The organism is Candidatus Tenderia electrophaga (assembly GCA_001447805.1).
Taxonomy (GTDB): domain Bacteria; phylum Pseudomonadota; class Gammaproteobacteria; order Tenderiales; family Tenderiaceae; genus Tenderia; species Tenderia electrophaga.
This window is the reverse complement of sequence record CP013099.1, coordinates 3286157-3306585: the sequence shown is the minus strand read 5'-3', so window position 1 is coordinate 3306585 and position 20429 is coordinate 3286157. Positions and strand designations below refer to the sequence as shown.

At 62.3% G+C, this 20429-nt stretch carries 20 protein-coding genes; 6 read left to right on the top strand and 14 right to left on the bottom strand.

Going from position 1 to position 20429, the window contains the following annotated elements:
- Positions 1-17: 17 nt before the first annotated feature.
- Together Tel_14985 and Tel_14980 are read left to right on the top strand one after the other, a co-directional pair.
- A complete protein-coding gene (locus tag Tel_14985; GenBank protein ALP54346.1) occupies positions 18-992 on the top strand; it encodes a hypothetical protein in 975 nt (324 codons plus the stop codon).
- Positions 993-1109: 117 nt separating this feature from the next.
- Positions 1110-2273, top strand: coding sequence for a hypothetical protein (locus Tel_14980; protein ALP54345.1), 1164 nt, complete (start codon positions 1110-1112; stop codon positions 2271-2273).
- 75 nt (positions 2274-2348) lie between these two features.
- On the opposite strand, the gene Tel_14975 is transcribed toward Tel_14980, so the two are convergent.
- On the bottom strand, positions 2349-4517 hold the full coding sequence (locus tag Tel_14975) for a hypothetical protein (protein ID ALP54344.1): 2169 nt from the start codon (positions 4515-4517) through the stop codon (positions 2349-2351).
- 106 nt (positions 4518-4623) lie between these two features.
- A complete protein-coding gene (locus tag Tel_14970; protein ALP54343.1) occupies positions 4624-5811 on the bottom strand; it encodes a hypothetical protein in 1188 nt (395 codons plus the stop codon).
- Between the two features lie 67 nt (positions 5812-5878).
- Between Tel_14970 and Tel_14965 the strand changes: the two genes are divergently transcribed.
- A complete protein-coding gene (locus Tel_14965; GenBank protein ALP54342.1) occupies positions 5879-6631 on the top strand; it encodes a pteridine reductase in 753 nt (250 codons plus the stop codon).
- A 6-nt stretch (positions 6632-6637) separates the two neighbouring features.
- Here Tel_14965 and Tel_14960 read toward each other — a convergent pair whose 3' ends face one another.
- Positions 6638-7129: a 2-amino-4-hydroxy-6-hydroxymethyldihydropteridine pyrophosphokinase gene (locus Tel_14960; GenBank protein ID ALP54341.1), complete on the bottom strand. Its 492-nt coding sequence runs from the start codon at positions 7127-7129 to the stop codon at positions 6638-6640.
- Positions 7130-7131: 2 nt separating this feature from the next.
- Positions 7132-7488, bottom strand: a complete 357-nt coding sequence (locus tag Tel_14955; protein ID ALP54340.1) for a dihydroneopterin aldolase — start codon at positions 7486-7488, stop codon at positions 7132-7134.
- Between the two features lie 93 nt (positions 7489-7581).
- Here Tel_14955 and Tel_14950 point away from each other — a divergent pair, with 93 nt between their 5' ends.
- On the top strand, positions 7582-8166 hold the full coding sequence (locus Tel_14950) for an acyl-phosphate glycerol 3-phosphate acyltransferase (protein ID ALP54339.1): 585 nt from the start codon (positions 7582-7584) through the stop codon (positions 8164-8166).
- A 10-nt stretch (positions 8167-8176) separates the two neighbouring features.
- Here Tel_14950 and Tel_14945 read toward each other — a convergent pair whose 3' ends face one another.
- Positions 8177-8626 (bottom strand): hypothetical protein, encoded by a 450-nt coding sequence (locus tag Tel_14945; GenBank protein ID ALP54338.1) that lies wholly within the window; start codon positions 8624-8626, stop codon positions 8177-8179.
- A gap of 83 nt (positions 8627-8709) precedes the next feature.
- Here Tel_14945 and Tel_14940 point away from each other — a divergent pair, with 83 nt between their 5' ends.
- Entirely contained in the window at positions 8710-8943 is a 234-nt protein-coding gene (locus tag Tel_14940; protein ALP54337.1) for a hypothetical protein, read from the top strand.
- An 11-nt stretch (positions 8944-8954) separates the two neighbouring features.
- Positions 8955-9839 carry a hypothetical protein gene (locus Tel_14935; protein ALP54336.1) on the top strand — a complete coding sequence of 295 codons (885 nt, stop codon included), beginning with the start codon at positions 8955-8957 and terminating at the stop codon, positions 9837-9839.
- 45 nt (positions 9840-9884) lie between these two features.
- Here the strand turns inward: Tel_14935 and Tel_14930 are convergent, their stop codons facing one another.
- From Tel_14930 to Tel_14890, 9 genes are read right to left on the bottom strand one after another with little or no spacing between them, the layout of a single operon-like run.
- Positions 9885-10469 carry a hypothetical protein gene (locus Tel_14930; protein ALP54335.1) on the bottom strand — a complete coding sequence of 195 codons (585 nt, stop codon included), beginning with the start codon at positions 10467-10469 and terminating at the stop codon, positions 9885-9887.
- Positions 10470-10486: 17 nt separating this feature from the next.
- Positions 10487-11944 (bottom strand): potassium transporter, encoded by a 1458-nt coding sequence (locus Tel_14925; GenBank protein ALP54334.1) that lies wholly within the window; start codon positions 11942-11944, stop codon positions 10487-10489.
- A gap of 27 nt (positions 11945-11971) precedes the next feature.
- On the bottom strand, positions 11972-13345 hold the full coding sequence (gene trkA, locus Tel_14920) for a potassium transporter peripheral membrane component (protein ID ALP54333.1): 1374 nt from the start codon (positions 13343-13345) through the stop codon (positions 11972-11974).
- A gap of 41 nt (positions 13346-13386) precedes the next feature.
- Positions 13387-14754 carry a transcriptional regulator gene (locus Tel_14915; protein ID ALP54332.1) on the bottom strand — a complete coding sequence of 456 codons (1368 nt, stop codon included), beginning with the start codon at positions 14752-14754 and terminating at the stop codon, positions 13387-13389.
- Complete coding sequence (locus Tel_14910) at positions 14751-16973, bottom strand: hypothetical protein (GenBank protein ALP54331.1); 2223 nt, start codon at positions 16971-16973, stop codon at positions 14751-14753. The genes Tel_14915 and Tel_14910 overlap by 4 nt, the downstream gene beginning before the upstream one ends.
- Positions 16955-17539, bottom strand: a complete 585-nt coding sequence (locus tag Tel_14905; protein ALP54330.1) for a hypothetical protein — start codon at positions 17537-17539, stop codon at positions 16955-16957. Before Tel_14905 ends, Tel_14910 begins: the two co-directional genes overlap by 19 nt.
- A gap of 6 nt (positions 17540-17545) precedes the next feature.
- Entirely contained in the window at positions 17546-18853 is a 1308-nt protein-coding gene (locus Tel_14900) for a 16S rRNA methyltransferase (GenBank protein ID ALP54329.1), read from the bottom strand.
- A gap of 10 nt (positions 18854-18863) precedes the next feature.
- The gene (fmt, locus tag Tel_14895; protein ID ALP54328.1) at positions 18864-19823 is read right to left on the bottom strand and encodes a methionyl-tRNA formyltransferase; all 960 of its coding nucleotides are present in this window, start codon (positions 19821-19823) and stop codon (positions 18864-18866) included.
- A 23-nt stretch (positions 19824-19846) separates the two neighbouring features.
- Entirely contained in the window at positions 19847-20350 is a 504-nt protein-coding gene (locus tag Tel_14890) for a peptide deformylase (protein ALP54327.1), read from the bottom strand.
- Positions 20351-20429 lie beyond the last annotated feature (79 nt).

Here is a 20429-nt window from a genome sequence, read left to right as displayed (position 1 = left end):
CCGATGGAATGGACCCGATGCGGGTGATGCAGGTGGCCTCGGCCTACTGGCAGTCCTGTGCCTTGCACGCCGCCAACCGCTTGGATGTTTTCAATCTGCTGGACGGCCAGGCCAAGGACCTGGACACCCTGACCCGGGAGACCGAGTCGGACCGCCGCTGCCTCGGCGCCCTGCTCAGCGCCCTGGTGTCGATGGATTTTCTCGACCGCGACGGCGACACCTTCCGCAATAACGACTTCAGCCAGACCTTTCTCACCCAATCGAGCAAGTTCTACCAGGGCGGCATCGTCTACATGTTCGAGAACTGGTACGAGGCCTGGGGCGGACTCTATAACACAGTCAAGACCGGTACACCGTCGGCTCTGATGCACCAGGCCTACAGCGACGAGGAAACGCGCAACTATATGATGGGCATGCACAACCGTGCCCTATCCCAGTCCGACGTGCTTACTGACATGATTGACCTGTCCGGCAAGACCCAACTCATGGACGTGGGCTGTGGCCCGGCCACCTTCGCGGTCAAGTTCTGTGAAAAGTATGATGGCCTTAAGGCCGTGGCCATGGACCGCGAACAAAACCTCGAGATCGCCAAAGAGATCGTTGACCAGTACGGCATGCAAGACCGGGTCGAACTGCGTGCGGGCGACTACAACACCGACTCGCTGGGTTCCGGCAACGACGCCATGCTGCTGTCCTCCATGACCAACCAGGAATCGCCTGAGAACATCAAAAAGCTGTTGCGGAAATGCTATGAGTCCATGAACAAAGACGGCGTCATCATGATCCAGGAACAGCTGCTGCACGCCGACAAAAAAGGCCCGCAACTGGCCGCCCTGATCGGCGTCAACCAGATCATCAACACCGTCGGCGGCAGCTCCTATTCCACCGCCGAGATGGAGGCGATGCTGCGCGAAGTGGGCTTTGTCGACATCGAATCGCGCCAAATGGCGCCGCCCAGCCCCTTTATCATGGTCACGGGCTACAAGCGCTGATTCAGCCCAAGCCTTGAACGGCGAGCCGCCGCCCCCGGCAGGGCCTGTGTGACGGGTGCCGACCTGGCACAAAAAGATGTATAATAAAAACACCTTTATTTTCAGGATATTACCGCTGTGGCCTTTTTGCGTACACTTTTCCACAGACTGGCCGGCCAACAGGATCTCAGCCACCGCGACATGCTGCTCAGCTCACTCGCCGCGCTGATCGCCATGGGCGTGGTGACCTGGATCAGCTACCGCTTTCTCTCCCCCGGCACGGCACCCTTCATCGTCGCCTCCATGGGCGCCTCCACTGTCTTGCTGGTCGCCATCCCCTCAAGCCCCATGAACCGGGCCTGGCCGCTGCTCGGCAGCCATTTGATCTGTGCCGGCATCGGCGTCACATGCGCGCTTTACATCCCCAACCCATTGCTCGCCATCCCGCTGGCGGTGACCGGCGCCGTGCTCGCCATGCAGTATTTACGCTGCCTGCATCCGCCCGGCGGCGCCACGGCCATGCTCACCGTGCTGGCCGGCCCCGACGTCACCCAGCTGGGCTATCTGTTCGTCTTCACCCCGGTACTGCTGAATGCCGTCATTCTTTATGGCGCGGTACGGGGCATGGCCATCCTGCTACAGCGTCGCCCGCGTCAGGACGGGTTCGAATCACCCCTGCTGCGGCGGGACGAGGAACCCCGGCAACTGAACCTGAAACCGCCCTTTGAGGATCAGGACCTGGATCATGCCCTACAGCATTTCGACACCTTCATCGACGTCAACCGGAATGACCTGATGCGCCTCTACCAGGAGGCCGGCCACCATTACCACCGCCGCCATCTCGGCGACCTGCGCTGTTCCGATGTGATGATCCCCAGCCCGTTGGCGGCTGAGTTCGCCACCCCGCTGGACGAGGCCTGGGCGTGGCTGGGCCGGCACCGCACCAGCGCCATCCCGGTCATCAACTGCGCCCAGCACGTGATCGGCATCGTCACGCTGGAGGATTTCATCAGGCATGCCCGGGATTATCCCCAAGCCGCACTGGAACAACGCATTCAGGCATTGATCAAACCGACACCCGGGCCCGACTCGGACAAACCGGAGGTCGTCGGCCAGATCATGAGCCATCCCGTGATCACCGCACCGGAAAACTCGCACATCGCCGAACTGCTGCCTCTGCTGGATGAAAAACACATTCGCCACCTGCCCATCGTCAATGACAAGGCCAAGCTGGTCGGCGTCCTCAACCGCGACCAAATCGTATCCTTGTTGCAACCCGAGGTCGCGCCCGACCCGGCCTGACACCCGCCTTTCAAGCGGCGCTCGCGATCCGAGCACAAACACGCTCACTCGGACCACACTCATTTCAAAGCAGCCTTAACCGGCCCGAGTGCAGGGCAGATAGACCTTGAAACAGGTGCCCGTGCCGGGCGCGCTGTGTACTTCGACGGCGCCGTGATGACGGTGGATGATCTCCTTAATGGCCGCCAGGCCGACCACCTGATCCTTGACTACGTCATGATTTGTAAAGACGGGCTCGAAGATATGCGCCAACCGTTCCGCCGCTATACCACGGCCGTCATCGGACACCGTGAGCACGGCATACTCGCCGGCGGCCAGGTCGTCCATGTCCGCCGCCACGCGCTCGTCCAGTGGGCCGCATTCCAAACTGATGTCGATCCGGCCGCCCTCGGCCAGCGCCTCGATGGCGTTCATACCCAAGTTCATGACAATCTGCTGGAAATTCAGCGGCGACATGAGGACCTGGCACGCCTGGCACTGCAGATCGCTGTGAATCTCGGCACCGTCGGGTAACAGACTCTGCAACAGCTCCACGACCTCGGTGACGATCTTCTGCGGCATCAGCACCAAGGCCGCTTCATAATCGCTGCGACTGACGTCGAGTAATTGCTTGACCAACAACTTGGCGCGCAGCGCCGCATCCATCACCTGCCTTAGATCCGCAGTGCGCTCGGGAGCGTCGCCCAGCTCGAGTAGCAACATATCGGTATAACCGACAATGCTGGACAACAGGTTATTGAATTCGTGGGCGAAACCGCCGGCCATTTTGGATAGTGCTTCCAGTCTTTCCATCTGCCGACGGCGCTCTTCATGGGCCTTCTTCTCGCTCAGGTCGCGCAGGATGCCGACAAACATGCGTTCGCCGCGCAGCGCCACCTCGCTGACCGCCAGTTCGAGGGGGAACACTTCACCATTCTTGCGCAAGCCTTCGCTTTCACGCCCGATACCGATGATCGTGGCCTCGCCTGTGCGGATGTAGTTGCCAATGAATTGGTCATGGCCGGCCGCGACCGGGGCCGGCATGAGCATGCTGACATTGCACCCGACGACCTCATGTTGGCGGTAACCGAAAATCATCTCGGCGGCGCGATTGAAGGTCTGGATGTTGCCGGCAAAGTCGATGGTCACCACCGCTTCGAGGACATTGTCCAGGATCGCCGCCAAACGCTGTTCACTTTCTTGAATCCGTTGGTTCTTGGTGCGCAGGCGACGATTAATACCGGCATTGTGCCGATTGAGCCGCAAGACATAGACCACCAGCGCCGTGAGCAGCAGCAGGGCCAGCACGATCAAGGCCGCCCAGCGCCAGTGCTGGCGCGCTGCATCGAGCAATTCGACTTCGCCGAAATGCTGGTATTGGGCCAGCTTCAGATCACGCATCAAATCGTGCACCGGCAGGTAATTGGCCGGCGGCTGCCACCCGGCAATGCCAGCCGCCCGGGCGGCTGGATCACCGGCATTCATCGCCAGCAGGGCCAGCGCCACCTGTTTCACTAATTGGCTATCGGTATGGGGCAGACTGGCCAACGGCCACTCTGGGTAATACGCCGTACTATGCAACAGCGAAAGCTCAAAGCTCGGGTGGCCCAGTGCGCCGCCTTGCTCCATCATGACATGTACTTGGTCCAGATCGAGTCGGCCAGTGCTGGCCATCTGTTCCAGTACGCCTGTCCTTACCGTGCCGGCATCCACAGTGCCGTCGAGCACGGCCTGCACCACCGCCTCGTGGGAACCGAGAAATTTAATCCCGGCAAGATCGACAAAGGGGTCGATAGCGTTAAGCTTCATCTGGCGCCAGGCCATTGCCCAGCCGCCGAAGGAGGTTGGATCCACCGCTGCAAAGCGCATGTTTTTTAGGTGTTCGATACCACGTAGGTCGTGGCGCCCAGCCTTGACGACGATGGCCCCGGCAAACACAGCGGCGGAGCGTTCGGCAAGCACGCGGCGCTTAAGCGTGAGCATGGCGGCGGCGCCGTAGGCGGTCTCCATCTCGGCGAAAATGGCGGGATTGGCGAGCAAGAAATCGATCTCGGCGCCGCTGACGGCGGCCTCGATCTGACTGAAATCCAAAGGCACGATACGAAAATGCCGGGCGGCAATGTGCTGGTGCAGATAGTCAGCGGTAGATGACCAGCGCTGCAAGGTCAGCGGCTCATTGCCCTTGGTCAGTACACCAATCCTGATCCACGCGGCATTGGCTTCGGCCGCGACGGCGCCACCATCGAGCATCAACCCGATGATCAATAAAGCAATTTGGCAATATCGCCTAAACGCCGCCGCTGCGCGCACAAGCCCCTTCCCTTATATCTAGAATGGGATTATTGAAATATCGACTTTTTATGGGGAAAACTTAGAGCCGCTGCCGTCGGTCCTGCAAAACAAAGCCTTGCAGCCTTTCGGACAGACCGCGACCCAAGGCCAACACTTTGAACAACTCGCCCATTTCATTAGGCAGAGTAAGCTTTTTGACCTGTTGAGTAAACTGTAAGTAGTGGCGTGTATCGTCCGGGTCGAGCTGCGCCACCATCTCGGTCAGGCCGGTCGCGAGCAGGAACTGGGCCTGACTGGTATAGCCCAGCACATCCAGCCCGGCCTGTTGGGCCGCCGTGGCCAGGGCGGTGAAATCCACGTGGGCGGTGATATCCTGTAATCCCGCCAGAATCAACGGGTCGCCGTGGGCGCGGTGACGGTAGTGGCACATCAAGGTGCCGGCGGTGCGGTCGGGGTGGTAATACTCGTGGCGCGGAAAGCCGTAGTCGATGATCAGGGCGGCGCCTTTTTGCAGCACACCGGCCAAGCTGTTGATCCAGCCGCGTTGCGCCAGATTGATCTCGCTGAGATAGCCGGGACAGAACACCTCAGTACCGAGTTCGTCGAGCAACAAGTCAACGGCCTGTTGCAGATCGGCCTGCGGCGCATGTTCCCGCCATTCGAAGGCGCGACCGTTCCAGGCGACGAAGCGCTCGGCCACGCCGTCCTCAAGAAAGCGCACCAAGTGCACCGGCATGGCATCCACCACTTCATTGGCCAGAATCACCCCCTGCAAACCGGCGTGGGGCAGCGCGTCCAGCCAGCTGACGCGCTCCAGCAAATGGGGGGCGCGACGGGCCAGGGTATGGCGCTGGCGCTGGCGCAGGTCGGGACTGAGTTCGAGAATCAAATACTGTCCCGGCAGCGTGTCGAGGCGTTCCAGTTCCAGCAACAGCTCAGCGGCCATCACCCCGGTGCCGGCACCGAACTCCAGGATATCGCCGCCGCCGATCTCAGCCAATATCTGGCGGCACTGGCGCGCCAGGCAGCGCGAGAACAGCGGCGATAGCTCCGGCGCGGTGACGAAATCCCCCGCCGCGCCGAACTTGCGCGCCCCGGCGCTGTAATAGCCCAGCCCGGGCTGGTACAGCGCCATCTGCATGAAACGGGCGAAGCGGATGGCGCCGCCGGCGGCGTCGATCTCGCTGCGCATGGCGGCCTGCAGTCGTGCGCTGTGCTGCGCAGCGATCGGGTCCGGCGGCGGCAGCTCTGCGCCTGTGTCTGACATCTGAATTCCTGTTTACGGCTCGATGGGGTAAAGTGCGACAGTCTATCCGAAACCGGTCCGAAACACGATGAACGACCCTGCCAAGCTGGACAATAAGGTCGCCCTGATCACGGGCGCGGCCCACCGCATCGGCGCCGAACTGGCGCGCCGGCTGCACGGCGCCGGCATGAACATCGCCCTGCACTATCGCCATTCCAGCGCGCAAGCCGAGGCCCTGGCGGCGCAGCTGAATGCGATACGGCCCGACTCGGTGGTGCCGCTGCAGGCCGACCTATTGGACACCGCGCGACTGCCCGCCGTCATTGCCGCCGCGTGTCAGCCCTGGCAACGCCTGGACGTGCTGATCAACAACGCCTCGACCTTTTATCCCACCCCCATGGACAGCGCCAGCGAGGCGGACTGGGATGATCTCATCGGCAGCAACCTGAAGGCGCCGTTTTTTCTGTCTCAGGCGGCGGCGCCCGAGCTGAAAAAACGGCAGGGCTGCATCATCAACATCGTCGACATCCACGCCCAGCGCCCCATGAAAGACTATCCCATCTACAGCGCTGCCAAGGCCGGGCTGGCCATGCTCACCATGGCGCTGGCGCGCGAGCTGGGGCCGGAGCTGCGCGTCAACGGCGTCGCCCCCGGCGCCATCCTCTGGCCGGAACGGGCGCTCAAACCCAAGACGAAAGAACAGATCATCAACCGCACGGCCCTGAAACGCCAGGGCGCGCCGGCGGATATCGCCAAGACGGTGCTGTTTCTGATCCGCGACGCCGACTACATCAGCGGCCAGATCATCAATGTGGACGGCGGGCGGACGCTGGGCTTCTGATCCGCATCAATCCCAGCCAAAGGGGATAGGCCAGAGCGACTGGCGATTCTTATCGTAATCGCGCCACATCTCGGCATAGCTGCGTCCGGTCTGGGGATGCGTCAGATCGCCGGCGATCTCGGCCAGAGGCCAGAGCACGAAGGCGTTTTTGGTGATCTCGTCGCGGGGAATGTTGAGGCCGTTTTGATGAATGACGGCATCGTCATACAACAGCAGATCCAGATCAATGGTACGTGAGCTGAACTTGGGCGCGCGCCGGTCGCGGGCATGGCTCGCCTCAAGGCTGTTCAGCACCGCGGCGACGCGGTAGACGTCATCATCGGTCTCGAAGCCCACCACCAGGTTGTAGAAGTTGTCGCCGGCAAACCCCACCGCCTCGCTCTCGTAGACCGAGGACAGCAGCAGTTGCGGATAATGACGGCGCAATTCACGCATGGCGGAGCGGATATTGGCGGTCGGCTCGATGTTGCTGCCGACGCTGACATAGACCTGGGCCATACCTATTCCTTTGTGCCGCGTTCGATAATCACCCCCACGTCGCGGGCGCCGCGCAGCGCGCCCTGCTTGTTCAGCCGCAGCCGCAGCCAGGGCACGCCGAATTCCTGACGCACGACGGCGGCGACGCGTTCGGCCAGGGTCTCCACCAACTGAAACTCGCTCGCCTCGACGAAGCCGATGACGCGCTTGGCCACCGATTTGTAGTCCAGGGTGTCTTCCAGCGCATCGGTCTCGGCGGCGCGGCGGATGTCGCTGGCCATCTCCAGATCGATCACCACCTCTTGTTTGATCTCCCGCTCCCAGTCGAACACGCCGATCACGGTCTGAATACGCAAATCACTTAAGTAAATAATATCCATCTGTCTGCTTGTCGTTGCTTTGAAGAGTGGGCAATGCGGCCCGATTTACCGTATCATTACGCCCCGTTCCCGTGTTCATCAATGTGAAATATTATGCTTGATATCGCCCTGGTTGTGTTCGCCTATCTACTCGGTTCGCTGTCGGCGGCCATCATCACCTGCAAACTGATGGGCCTGCCCGATCCCCGTTCCGAGGGCTCGCGCAACCCCGGCGCCACCAACGTACTGCGCTACGGCGGCAAAAAGGCGGCCGCCGTCACCCTGTTCGGCGATATGCTCAAGGGCCTGCTGCCGGTGCTGCTGGCGCAGCTGGCCGGCGTCGCTGACAGCGTGGTGGCGGCCGCGGCCATGGCCGCCTTTCTCGGCCATTTGTATCCGGTCTTTTTCGGCTTTCACGGCGGCAAGGGCGTGGCCACCGCCATGGGCGTCTTTCTGGGCCTGTCCTGGCCGCTGGCATTGGCGCTGCTGGCCACCTGGTTGGTCACCGCCAAGCTGTTCAAGGTGTCTTCGCTCGCAGCCCTGACGGCGACAGTGCTGGCGCCGGTGTATACCTGGGTACTGCTGCCAAACCGCATCTATATCATCCTCAGCCTGGTGATGTCGCTGCTGCTGCTGTGGCGCCATCGCAGCAACATTCAGCGCCTGATGAACGGCGCGGAAGGCAAAATCAGTCAATGATCACAGCGGTTCAATCCAACGCTTCAACCCGGAGCCAGCCCGCCCCCATGTCCACCACCCTGACCTGCGCACCGGCGGGGGCATCCGGCCCCTGCAGGGTCCAGACCGTGCCGTCCAGGTTCTGGTGGGCCCGGCCGTTTTCGATGGGGCTGACCAGGGTCAGCACCTGACCCACATAACTGCGCTGTTGCACGATCTCCTGCTGCCGCCGGATGCGCTCCATGCGCGTCTCTAGAGAGGATCGGGCCACCCAGATAAAGACCGCGGCGATGACGCCGAAAAACAGGATCTGTATGGGGAAAGCAATGCCGGGATAAAAATGACTCAGAATCCCTAACGCTACCGCCGCCAGACTGGCGGCCATAAACATGAATTTGCCGTGCACCGCCTCAATGGCCAGCAACAGGGTGGCGGTGCCGAACCAGAACCAATGAAAACCGAATTGCGCAATATAATCCATAAGCCTATGACCGCCGGAGCGGCCACTCCTGTTAAAATGATCGAAACCCATAAAGTATAACCCCGATCAGGTTTTCCAGCGCCATGGACTTTGTTACCGTCGCCAGTTTCGATACCTCGCCTGAGGCCCATATCGCCATGGGCCGCCTGCTGGCCGAAGGCCTGGACGCCCATCTGGCCGACGAACACCTAGTGCAAACCGACTGGCTCTACAGCATCGCCGTGGGCGGCATCAAACTGCAGGTGCCGCCGCAAGCCGAACAGGCGCGCCGCATCCTGGCGCGCGACGACTCTGATCAAATCGATGCCGAAAACTAACCCGGTGAGACATGCGCGCTAACCTGATCCGTGCGCTGCTGCACCTCAGCGCGCGCCTGCCCTTGCGCTTCAATCATCTCTGCGGCGCCCTGCTGGGCCGATGGCTCATGCTCGGCGACAATGAACTAAAGCGCGTTGCCCAGACCAACCTGAACGTGTGTTTTCCCGAACTGAACCCGGCGCAGCGACAGCGACTGCTGCGCCAAAACCTGGCCGAAACCGGCAAGGCCTTTTTTGAAAGCGGACGCCTGTGGCTGGGCAATCAACAACGCTTTGCCGAGCTGGTTGCAACGGTTCACGGCGGCCAACATTTGCAGCATGCCCTGGCGCAAAGCAAGGGCGTGATCCTGGCCATCCCCCACCTGGGCAACTGGGAAGTCATCGGACTATACTGCTCGTCACACTATCCCATGACCAGCCTATATCGCCCGCCGCGGCAGGCGGCGCTGGATGCGTTGATCCGCCGGGCACGGGAGCACTTCGGCGCCAAGCTGGTGCCCACCACGGCCAAGGGCGTGCGTGCGCTTTATCAGGCCCTGGCGCACAACGAAGTGGTGGCCATCCTGCCGGACCAGGACCCGCGCGATAGCGGCGGCCAGTTCGCCCCCTTCTTCGGCATTCAGGCCAACACCATGACCCTGCTATCGCGCTTGGCCGGCAAGTCCGGGGCCACGGTGTTGTGCTGTTATGCCGAACGCCTGCCGCGCGCCCGCGGCTTCGCCATTCACTTCGCGCCGGCGCCCGATGCACTCTATGCTAAGGATCTGGAAACATCGCTCACGGCGCTCAACCAAATGGTGGAACAGGCGGTGCGCCGCCTGCCGACGCAGTATCAATGGGGGTATAAACGCTTCCGCACCCGGCCGGCGGGCGAAGCGGATATTTATGACAGGTAAAGGTTCACCCCGTGCGGACGGCTCAAGGGCGCCGAGGAATGCGGCTTAGACGGCAGGCTTCTGTGCCACCAGCAGGGCCTCGTTGCGAAAGCCCTGGGTGGTGTCCCCCTGGCGCCCCTCTTCACGATAGACCAGCACCTTGAAGCCTTTAAACAGCTGCAACAGCTCATTGTCGGCCAGACGAAAGTCCAAATTGGTGGGACCGCCCTCGCTGACGCGCGTCTGGGTAAAGGTCTGATAGAACACCAGCCCCCCCGGTTTGAGACAGTCTTGAATGGCGGGGATGATGGAACGGTCGAGAAAGTGGCTCACCACCACCACATCGTAGCGGCCACTCGCGGGCGGACGGCTGACCACGTCGCGCGCCTCGCCCCGGACCGGCAAGCCGCTGTCGGCGGCACGGCGGTTGATCTGTTCCACCGCCACCGGCGAAATATCCCAGGCATCCATTTCCAGGCCCGCCTCGGCCAGGGCGAAGCTGTTGGCCGCCAGGCCGCAGGCCAGTTCCAGACCCGCGCCCGCTTCCGGCACCAGGTGCAGGTTATCGCGCACCACCGCCATGGCGGGCACGGCCTGCTCGCGGGTTTGACTATAAATACGATCCCATTTTTCCTGGGTCGGGTCGCTCATCACAGCTGTTCCTTATGCTATTTACGCCAGAAGGCGGGGGTCAACAATACCAACAGGGTAAAGATCTCCAGGCGGCCGAGCAACATGGCGAAACACAGCACCCACTTGGCGACATCATTGACGCTGGTGTAGTTGGACCCCACGTCGCCCAGCCCCGGACCCAGATTATTCATGCAGGCCGCCACGGCGGAAAAGGCCGTCACGAAGTCGAGCCCGGTGGCCACCAGGATCAGGGACATGATGCAAAAACACACGACATAGAGCGAGAAGAAGCCCCACACCGCCTCCATGACCCGGTCTGTCAAGGCCTTGTTGCCCACCTTGACCGGAATGTGGGCGCTGGGATGGACCAGGCGCAGGATCTCGCGCGCGCCCTGCTTAATCAGCATCACCACCCGAATCACCTTCATACCGCCTCCGGTGGAGCCGGCGCAGCCGCCGATGAAGCTCATCATCAGCAGCATGATGGGCAGGATGCCGGGCCAGGTGTGATACTCGGCCACGGTGAAACCGGTAGTGGTGCCGATGGAGACGGCCTGAAACACACCGCGCAGCGCCGCCTCACCCGGCGACTCGAAGGTGGCGGTCCAATAGAGATAAGCGCTGGTCACGATGGCGGCGATCAGGAGAATGGCGGCATAGACCTTGAATTCGGTGTCGACGAAATAGGCGCGCGGGCCGTGACGACGCCAGGCCAGAAAATGCAGCGCAAAATTGATCCCCGACAAAAACATGAACACGATCGCCACCACCTCCACCAGCGGTGCCTCGGCGAAAAAGTAGCCCATGCTCAGATCGTGGGTGGAGAAGCCGCCGATGGCCACGGTGGAAAAGGCATGGGCCACGGCGTCGAAAGCATTCATGCCCGCCGCCCAGTACGCCAGGCCGCAGGCGATGGTCAGGGTCAGATAGATGTACCACAGCGCCTTGGCGGTCTCGGTGATGCGCGGCGTCAGCTTGTTGTCCTTCATCGGGCCCGGGGTCTCGGCGCGATACAGCTGCATGCCGCCGATGCCGAGCATGGGCAATACCGCCACCGCCAATACGATAATCCCCATGCCTCCCAGCCACTGCAGCTGTTGGCGATAGAACAGGATGGAGCGCGGCAGGGTATCCAGCCCCGAGATCACCGTCGCGCCGGTGGTGGTAAGGCCGGACATGGACTCAAAGATGGAGTCCGTTATCGAAATGCTCGGCTGACCCGACAGCAGAAACGGCAGTGCACCGAATACGCCCAGCACCGTCCAGAACATCACCACCACCACGAAGCCGTCGCGCACGCGCAGATCGGAGCGATGCCCGCGCACCGGAAACCAAAACACCGCGCCGGTGACGAGAGTGACCAGAAAGGCCACCAGGAAAGGCATCATGGCGCCGTCCTGATAGAAGATCGAAACCGGCACCGGCGTCAGTATGGTGATGCTGAACAACATCAGCAACAGGCCGAGGATGCGCTGGATGACAAACAACTGCATGCGTCTAATTCACCCGGATAATTGGAGTTATAGAAAGGTCACGCCGACCTGGAACAGCTTTTCCACGTCGCGCACGCGGCGCTTGTCCACCAGGAACAGGATGACGTGGTCCTCGGCCTCGATGACCGTATCGTGATGGGCGATGATGACGTCCTCGCCCCTGACAATGGCGCCGATGTTGGCGCCCGGCGGCAGGCGGATCTCTTCGATGGCGCGGCCCACCACCTTGGAGGAACGCGCATCGCCGTGAGCCACCGCCTCGATGGCCTCGGCGGCGCCGCGGCGCAGGGAATGCACCGCCGCCACGTCGCCGCGCCGCACGTGGGCCAACAGGCTGCCGATCATGGCCTGGTGCGGCGAGATGGCGATATCGATATCGCCCGACTCTACCAGGTCTACATAAGAGGCGCGATTGATCAGGGCCAGCACTTTGCGCGCCCCCAGGCGCTTGGCCAGCATGGCCGAGAGGATGTTGGCTTCGTCGTCGTTGGTGACGGCGCAGAAGACGTCGGTGCTGGTGATGTTTTCCTCCAGCAGCAGCTCCTCGTCGGCGGCGTCGGCCTGCAGCACGATGGTTTTATCCAACTCCTCGGAGATCTGGCGCGAGCGGCGCGGATTGTGGTCGATGAGCTTGACGTTGTAATCGTTCTCCAAGGTCTGGGCCAGGCCCTTGCCGATGTTGCCGCCGCCGGCGATGATGATGCGCTTATTGGGCCGGTCGATGCGACGCAGCTCGCCCATGACGGTGCGGATATCCTTGCGCGCGGCGATGAAGAAGACCTCGTCGTCGGCCTCGATCACCGTATCACCCTCGGGGATGATGGGCGTGCCGCGGCGGAAGATAGCGGCCACGCGCGTGTCTACGGTAGGCATGTGATCCCTCAGCTTGCGCAGCTCCTGGCCCACCAGCGGACCGCCGTAGTAGGCCTTCACCGCCACCAGCTGTGCCAGGCCGTCGGCGAAGTCGAGCACTTGCAGGGCGCCGGGGTGGGCGATCAGCTTTTGCACGTAATCGATGATCACCTGCTCCGGGCTGATCATCACATCCACCGGCACCGCCTCGTTGCCGAACAGTTTGCTGTAGCCGAGATATTCGCGCGAGCGGATGCGCGCCACCTTGGTGGGGGTGCGGAACAGACTGTAGGCCACCTGGCAGGCGATCATGTTGGTCTCGTCGCTGTTGGTCACCGCCAGGATCATGTCAGCGTCCTCGGCGCCGGCGCGGCGCAACACGTCAGGGTAGGAGGCATGGCCGTTGACGGTGCGGATGTCGAGGCGGTCCTGCAGGTCGCGCAACAGTTTGGCGTCCACGTCCACCATGGTGATGTCGTTGGCCTCACTGGCCAGATTGGCGGCCACCGAAGAACCCACCTGCCCCGCCCCGAGAATAATGATTTTCATAGACTATCCATCCAGCGCTTTATGGTTGTCATGCCCGCCCTTCACGCCTGCCCGCCCTCCTTCGGATTGATGCCCAGCGCCTTCATTTTACGGTACAGATGAGTGCGCTCAATGCCCGCCGCTTTGGCCACCTGGGACACATTGCCGTCGGCATTGCGCAGCTGATGTTCGATATAGGCCTTTTCGAACTGTTCGCGCGCCTGGCGCAGCGGCAGCTCAAAGTTGAATCCAGCCGTCTGGAGCGTGGCCGGCGGCTGGGTGCCGAGCACGGCGTCGACCTCGTCGATGTCGATGCTCTCACCCGCGCCGAGGATCAACAGGCGATGCACAATACTCTTCAACTCGCGCACATTGCCCGGCCAGTCGTAATTACGCAACTTGTTTTGCGCCGCCACGGAAAAGGCGCGGTAGGGTAAGGCATCGCTGTCGACGAAAAAATCGACGTAATAGGACAATAAATCGGTGATGTCTTCACGATGCTGCCGCAGCGGCGGCACAGTGATGGGCACCACGTTGAGCAGGTAATACAAGTCTTCGCGGAAGCGGCCGCGGCGCACCTCTTCGAGCAGATCTTTGTGACTGGAGGCAATGACGCGGATATCGATCTGTACCGCGCGTGAGCCGCCCAGGCGGACAAAGGACTGCCCCTGCAGGGCACTGGCCAGGCGCGCCTGCAGATCCAGGTCCATGTCGGCGACCTCATTCAAAAACAGGGTGCCGCCGCTGGCCTGCTCCAGCAGGCCGTAGCGCACCTTATCGCCGCTCTCCTCACCGAACAGCTCCATCACCGCATTGGCGGGCACGATGGTGGCCACGCCCACCTCGACGAAATCGCCCTCGCGACGCGGGCTGAGATTGTGGATGAGGCGCGCCAGCAGACGCTTGCCGACACCGGGCTCACCGCTGAGCAACACCCAGGCGTCGGTTTGGGCGACCTTCTCGGCCTGATCGCGCAGGGTCGCCATGGCCTGACTGCGCCCCAGCGGCCGGCTGAGCGGACGCAGGTGGCGGCGCAGGCCCAGGTTTTCGCGCCGCAGGTTGTAGTCGTCCAGGGCATGGCGAATGGTGAGCAGCAGCTTGGCCATGGACAGGGGCTTTTCCAGAAAATCATAGGCCCCCAGGCGGGTGGCCTCGACCGCGGTCTCCACCGTGCCGTGACCCGACATCACCACCACCGGCGGCGCCGGTTCGTCGCTTTGCTGCCACTCCTTGAGCAGACTGATGCCATCGATATCGGGCATCCAGATATCCAGCAGGATCAGGTCCGGGCGGCGCTCCATGCGCGCCTGGCGCGCCGCGGCACCGTCGGCCGCCACCGACACCCGGTAGTGCTCGTCTTCCAGGATCTCCTTGACCAGCTCGCGGATATCCGGTTCATCGTCCACCACTAGAATGTGAGAGACACTCATGCTTCGTCCTCGCTTGCGCCGGGCCGGCCCGCCGCCCGGCGATCAGTCTTGGGCATCGATTTTAACGGCAAACGGATCGTGAACCGAGCCCCGCCTGCAGCGCTGTTTTCGGCCCAGATCACGCCGTTATGTTCTTCGACGATCTTTTTCACAATCGCCAGCCCCAGGCCGCTGCCCTTGGTCTTGGAGCTGATATAGGGCTCGAACAGATCGGCCATCATAGCATCCGGAATGCCGGCGCCATTGTCCGCCACCTCCAGCTCCAGCGACCGGCCGCCACTGTTGTCCAGCAGACGCGTCTGGACGCGGATCCAGGCGTCGTCCTGACCGGCCTGGGCCTCGATGGCGTTCTTGATCAGGTTGTGCAGCAACTGACGCAGTCGGCCGCTGTCCACATCCACCTGGCCGATACGCGCATCGAAGTCGGTATCGATGCGCAACGGCTGCTTGTCATCCCGATACAACTCCAGCACCTCATTGACCAACTCGTTGAAATCGAGGGCCGATAATTGCAGCCGCGGCGAGCGGGCGTAATCGGAAAAGGCCTTGACCATCTCCTTCATGGTCTCCACCTGCTGGATAATCGTGTGGGTGGAGCGGTCCAGCACACGGCGTTCATCTTCGGGCATCATGGCCAGATACTTGTGCCGCAGGCGCTCGGCCGACAACTGGATGGGGGTCAGCGGGTTCTTGATCTCGTGCGCCAGACGCCGTGCCACCTCGCCCCAGGCGGCGTCGCGCTGGGCCTGAACCAGGGTGGTGACGTCGTCGAATACCACCACGTGGCCGGCGTCCGGGTCCGGCAAGGGCACACCGCGACACATCAGCAGCTGACGCCCCTCGGCGCCGAACACGGTGACCTGCTCCTGCCAGCTGCCGCTTTGTTGCTCCATATGACTGGCGAGCATGGCGATGAATTCCTCCATATGGGGATAGCGCGCGGCGATGTCGACCAAGCCCATGCCGATACAGGCGGCGATATCGCTGCCCAGGATCAGCTCGGCGGTGGTGTTGACGGTGCGCAGCACGCCATCCTGGTTCAAGGTCATGACGCCGGAGGAGAGGTGGCCCAACACGGTTTCCAGATACAGTTTCTGGTCTTCCAGGCGTTGTTGACTGATGCGGGCCTCCTCCTGGGCACGGGCGATACGCCCCATCATGGTGTTGAACGACTTAACCAAAAAACCCAATTCGTCGCCGGGCGTGGCCGCCAACGGCAGGCGGCGATGATAATCCCCCTGGGCCACGGCGCGCGTGCCGATGGCCAGGATACGGATCGGCGCCACCAGCCGCCGCGCCAGAAAGAAGGCGGCCCACACCGCGGTGAAGATACTCAGCAACAGGATGATGGACAGGGTCAGGGTGAAGCTGAATTTCAGCGGCCCGCTCAAAAACACCAGGCGTTCATGCTGGGCATAGGCGGCCTGGACACTGTCGACCAGCTGGTTGATACCCTCGGGCACCGGATACAGGGCCTGCAGCGCGCGCGCTTCGAAGGTGGCCTGGCTGGCGGGCACATTCACCACCAGGCGCGCGTACAGACCGTCCTTGATGGGGTCGATGCCGACGTAGGCCAGACCGCCCTCCAGTTGCGATAGGATGATCTTGTCCACCGTTTCCGGCGCCAGTTTGCCGGCGTCGTCACTGCTGAAGGCGATCACCTCGCCCTTGACGCTGAACAGGGCCACTTCCAGGGCACCGATCTGGCGCCGCATTTCGTTAAGCGACAGGATCAGCTCGTCGGGCGGCACGTCACTGATACTGTCGGCCACGTATTCGGCCTGGCGCATCATGTCGCGCATACGCCAGTCCAGGGCCGTGCGACTCAGGTTGAGCGCGTCGTTGAGGGCCTGGTCGACGCGCACATCGAACCAACTGTCGATGCCGTGGCGCACGAAGCCGAGGGAGAAATAATAGAGGACTGACACCGGCCCCACCGCCAGCACCACGAACAGCACCACCAGGCGCGCCGTGAGGCGCGAACCGGTGGCGTGGTTGCGATACTGGCGCACCAGCCGCCCCAAGTTGACGGCGATCAGCCCGGCCAGGATCAGCAACTCCACTACGTTGATCACCAGCAGGGGGATGTAGAGGCGGCTGAACTGTTCCGAGTTTTGCGTGGCGCTGCTCATCAGGTAGAGCGAACCGAGCAGCAGCACCACCAGCAGGATCACCGGCACCTGGCTGGAGAAAAAGCGCCTCAGGGCAGCAACGGCCATGCAAACCACTCGCTGGCCAGATACCAGTCATCGGTGACGTAGGACATCAAGCGCAAGGGCACGGGAAAACTGTCGCGATCGATGGAGATGCGGATCTCGCCGTAATAGCGGGCGTCCTCTTCCAGCAGGCTGCTGTCGAGCAGGGGAAAATCGCTCAATACCGAGGCCACCGCCAGCAAGGATTCCAGACTGGGAAACTGGAATTCCACCCCGCTGTTGAGATTTTCCAGCACATAGTGCGTGGTCAGCGGCTGATAGGAAATTTGATAGCGCTGAGTGAGGCTGGCCACGCTGGCAGACCAGAGATAATCGCGCTCCTTGCTGACCTCGATTTCGATGAGCAGATTCAGCGCCACACCGTTTTGCAGCGCCTCCACCAACTGCTGGCTGACGCGCAATTCGAACAATGCATCCAGACGCAGCACCTGGTCCGCCAGACGCGAACTCACCGAGATCACCTCGAAACCGGGCGTCACGGCGGGCGGCTCTTGCCCCCAGGCCGGCGCCACGACCAAGCCCAGCGCCATGCCCGCCAGCCAGCGCCTGAATGTGAGCAGCCGCTGCATCAAAGATTATTCCGTCATCGCCCGTTTACGCAGACATGCATAATAAAAGCCGTCCATCCCTTGCTGTCCCGGCAGAATCTGGCGCCCCAAGACCTGCTCCCTGCCCCATTGCGCTGCTATCGGCACCGGCTCGGCATCCTCTTGTTCGGCACAAAAGCGCTGTACCTGCTGCACATTCTCCTGCGGCAGCACCGAGCAGGTGACGTACACCAGCATACCGCCTGGCCTTAACAAGGGCCACAGGGCGCGCAGGATGCGCCCCTGCAGTTGCGCCAGCGCGGCAATGTCACTGTCACGGCGCAGCAGTTTGATGTCGGGATGACGGCGCATCACGCCGCTGGCCGAGCAGGGCGCGTCGAGCAGAATGCGATCGAAGACGCGGCCGTCCCACCACACCTCAGGCCGGGCGGCATCGGCACACACCAAGGTGGCGCATAGATTCAGACGCGCCAGCGTTTGCCCGACCCGCTCCAGGCGCTGGCCATCCTGATCCACGGCCACCAGCTCGGCCAAGCGGGGCTGACGCTCGAGCACGTGGGCGGCCTTACCGCCGGGCGCGGCGCAGGCATCCAGAATGCGTTCACCGGGCTGTGCATCCAACAACAGCGCCGCCAGCTGCGCCGCGCCGTCCTGCACCGACACATCACCGGCGGCGAAACCGGGCAACAGGTCGACATCGACAGCGCTCTCTAAGACGACACCTGAATCTGAGTAGGGAAAGGCACGGGCCTGATAGCCGGCGGCGGCCAATGCGGCAAGATAATCATCGCGGGCGCTGCGACAGGCATTCACCCTCAGGGTCATGGGCGGGTGTTGGTTGTTGGCCTCGAGCACGGCCTGCCAGTGCTGCGGATAGGCCGCCTGCAGACGTTCGATCAGCCAGGCGGGGTGCGCGTATAACGCCACCGGGTCGCGCTGCAGGCGGGTCAGAATGTTTTCCCGGCCGCGCTGAAAATTACGCAGCACCGCGTTCACCAGCCCCCGCGCCCAAGGTTTATTGAGACCCTGGGTGGCCGCCACGGTCGCGCCGACGGCGGCGTGATCGGGTACGCGCAGATATTCCAACTGGTACAGACCCACCAGGATGAGGGCTTGGACATCGGTGTCCTTGGCCTTGAAGGGTTTGCGCAACAGCTGTTTGGCGATGGCGTCGAGGCGCCAGTACCAGCGCAGGCTACCGAAACACAGCTCCTGCAACAGGGCACGGTCACGCAGGCTGACCTTGTCCTGCCAGCGTGGCAATGCGGAGTTCAGGGAGCGGCCCTGACGGATCACCTCATCCAGCGCCTTGGCGGCGGCGATCCGGGCATCCATAAATAAGGCGCTACCCGGCCGAACCCAACCGGTGTCCCGGCTGCTTCAGTTCTTTGCGCGCATTGAGCAAATCTGCGGCGGCCATGGCCCGTTTGCCCGGCAACTGGGCCGACACGATGCGCAATACCCCCTTGCCCGTGGCCACGTCGATGCCGGTCTTGCCCGCCCGGATGACACTGCCGGGCTGGGCCTGGGTCATCACGTCGTCCAGCGCCTGGGCCTGCCAAACACGCAGCACGTCCTCGCCGAGGCGGGTCTGGGCCACCGGCCAGGGGTTGAAGGCGCGCACCCGGCGTTCGATGTCGAGCGCCGGCTGATGCCAGTCGATCAGCGCCTCGGCCTTGCTCAGCTTGGCGGCATAACAGGCCTGGCTGTCGTCCTGTGCCTCGGGCTCGAGCCTTCCCTCACTCAATTGATCCAACACCTCGACGGCCGCCGCGGCGCCGATTTCAGCCAAGCGATCGTGCAGGGTCTGGGCACTGTCCTCGCGGCCGATGGGGGTGTTGCGTTTGAGCAGCATGGCGCCGGTATCCAAACCCGCGTCCATCTGCATAATGGTGACGCCGGTCTCGCTGTCGCCCGCCAAAATGGCCCGCTGAATCGGCGCCGCGCCGCGCCAGCGCGGCAGCAACGAGGCGTGGATGTTGACACAACCCAAGCGCGGTATCTCGATGACCGCCGGCGGCAGCAACAGGCCGTAGGCCACCACCACCATGACATCGGCGTTGAGGTCGGCCAATTGCCGCTGGGCCTCGGCATCCTTGAGGGTGACGGGCTGGCAGACCACGATGTCGTGTTCCCGGGCCAGTCCTTTGACCGGGCTGGGCGTCAGCTTGCGGCCGCGACCGGCAGGGCGGTCGGGCTGGGTATACACGGCGATGACATCATGATGTGAATCCAGCAATGCCCGCAGGGCGACGGCGGCGAACTCGGGCGTGCCGGCGAAAATGACTTTCAGGGGGGCTGACATCAAGAAAAATTATCTGGCCAAGATCACAACGTCTGGCGACGCTGTTTTTCCATCTTCTTGCGAATGCGCTGGCGCTTTAGGGGGGAGAGATAATCGACGAACAATTTGCCGTCCAGGTGGTCGATCTCGTGCTGAATGCAGACCGCTTCCAGACCGTCCATCTCTCTTTCGAATATCTCGCCGTTGCGATCCAGGGCGCGCACACGGATCCAGTCGGCGCGCTCCACCGTTTCGTAAATACCGGGGACGGACAGACAGCCCTCCTCCATCTGCTCGATGCCGCGGATTTCCAACAGCTCGGGATTGATGAAGGCCTGAGGCGCGCTTTTGTCTTCCGAGATATCGATCACAATAACGCGCTGGAAGACATTCACCTGGGGCGCGGCCAAGCCGATGCCGGGCGCCTCGTACATGGTCTCGAACATATCGTCGACGAGCTGGCGAATATCATCGTCCACAGCTGCCACCGGCTGTGACGGCTGTCTCAAGCGCTCATCGGGAAAGTGCAATATGGGTCTGATTGACATAACAAAAGATTAAATATTTACTCGAACTGCCGATTATACTGCTGAACTGAAATGATATCACCGTTAATGGGGGACCCCA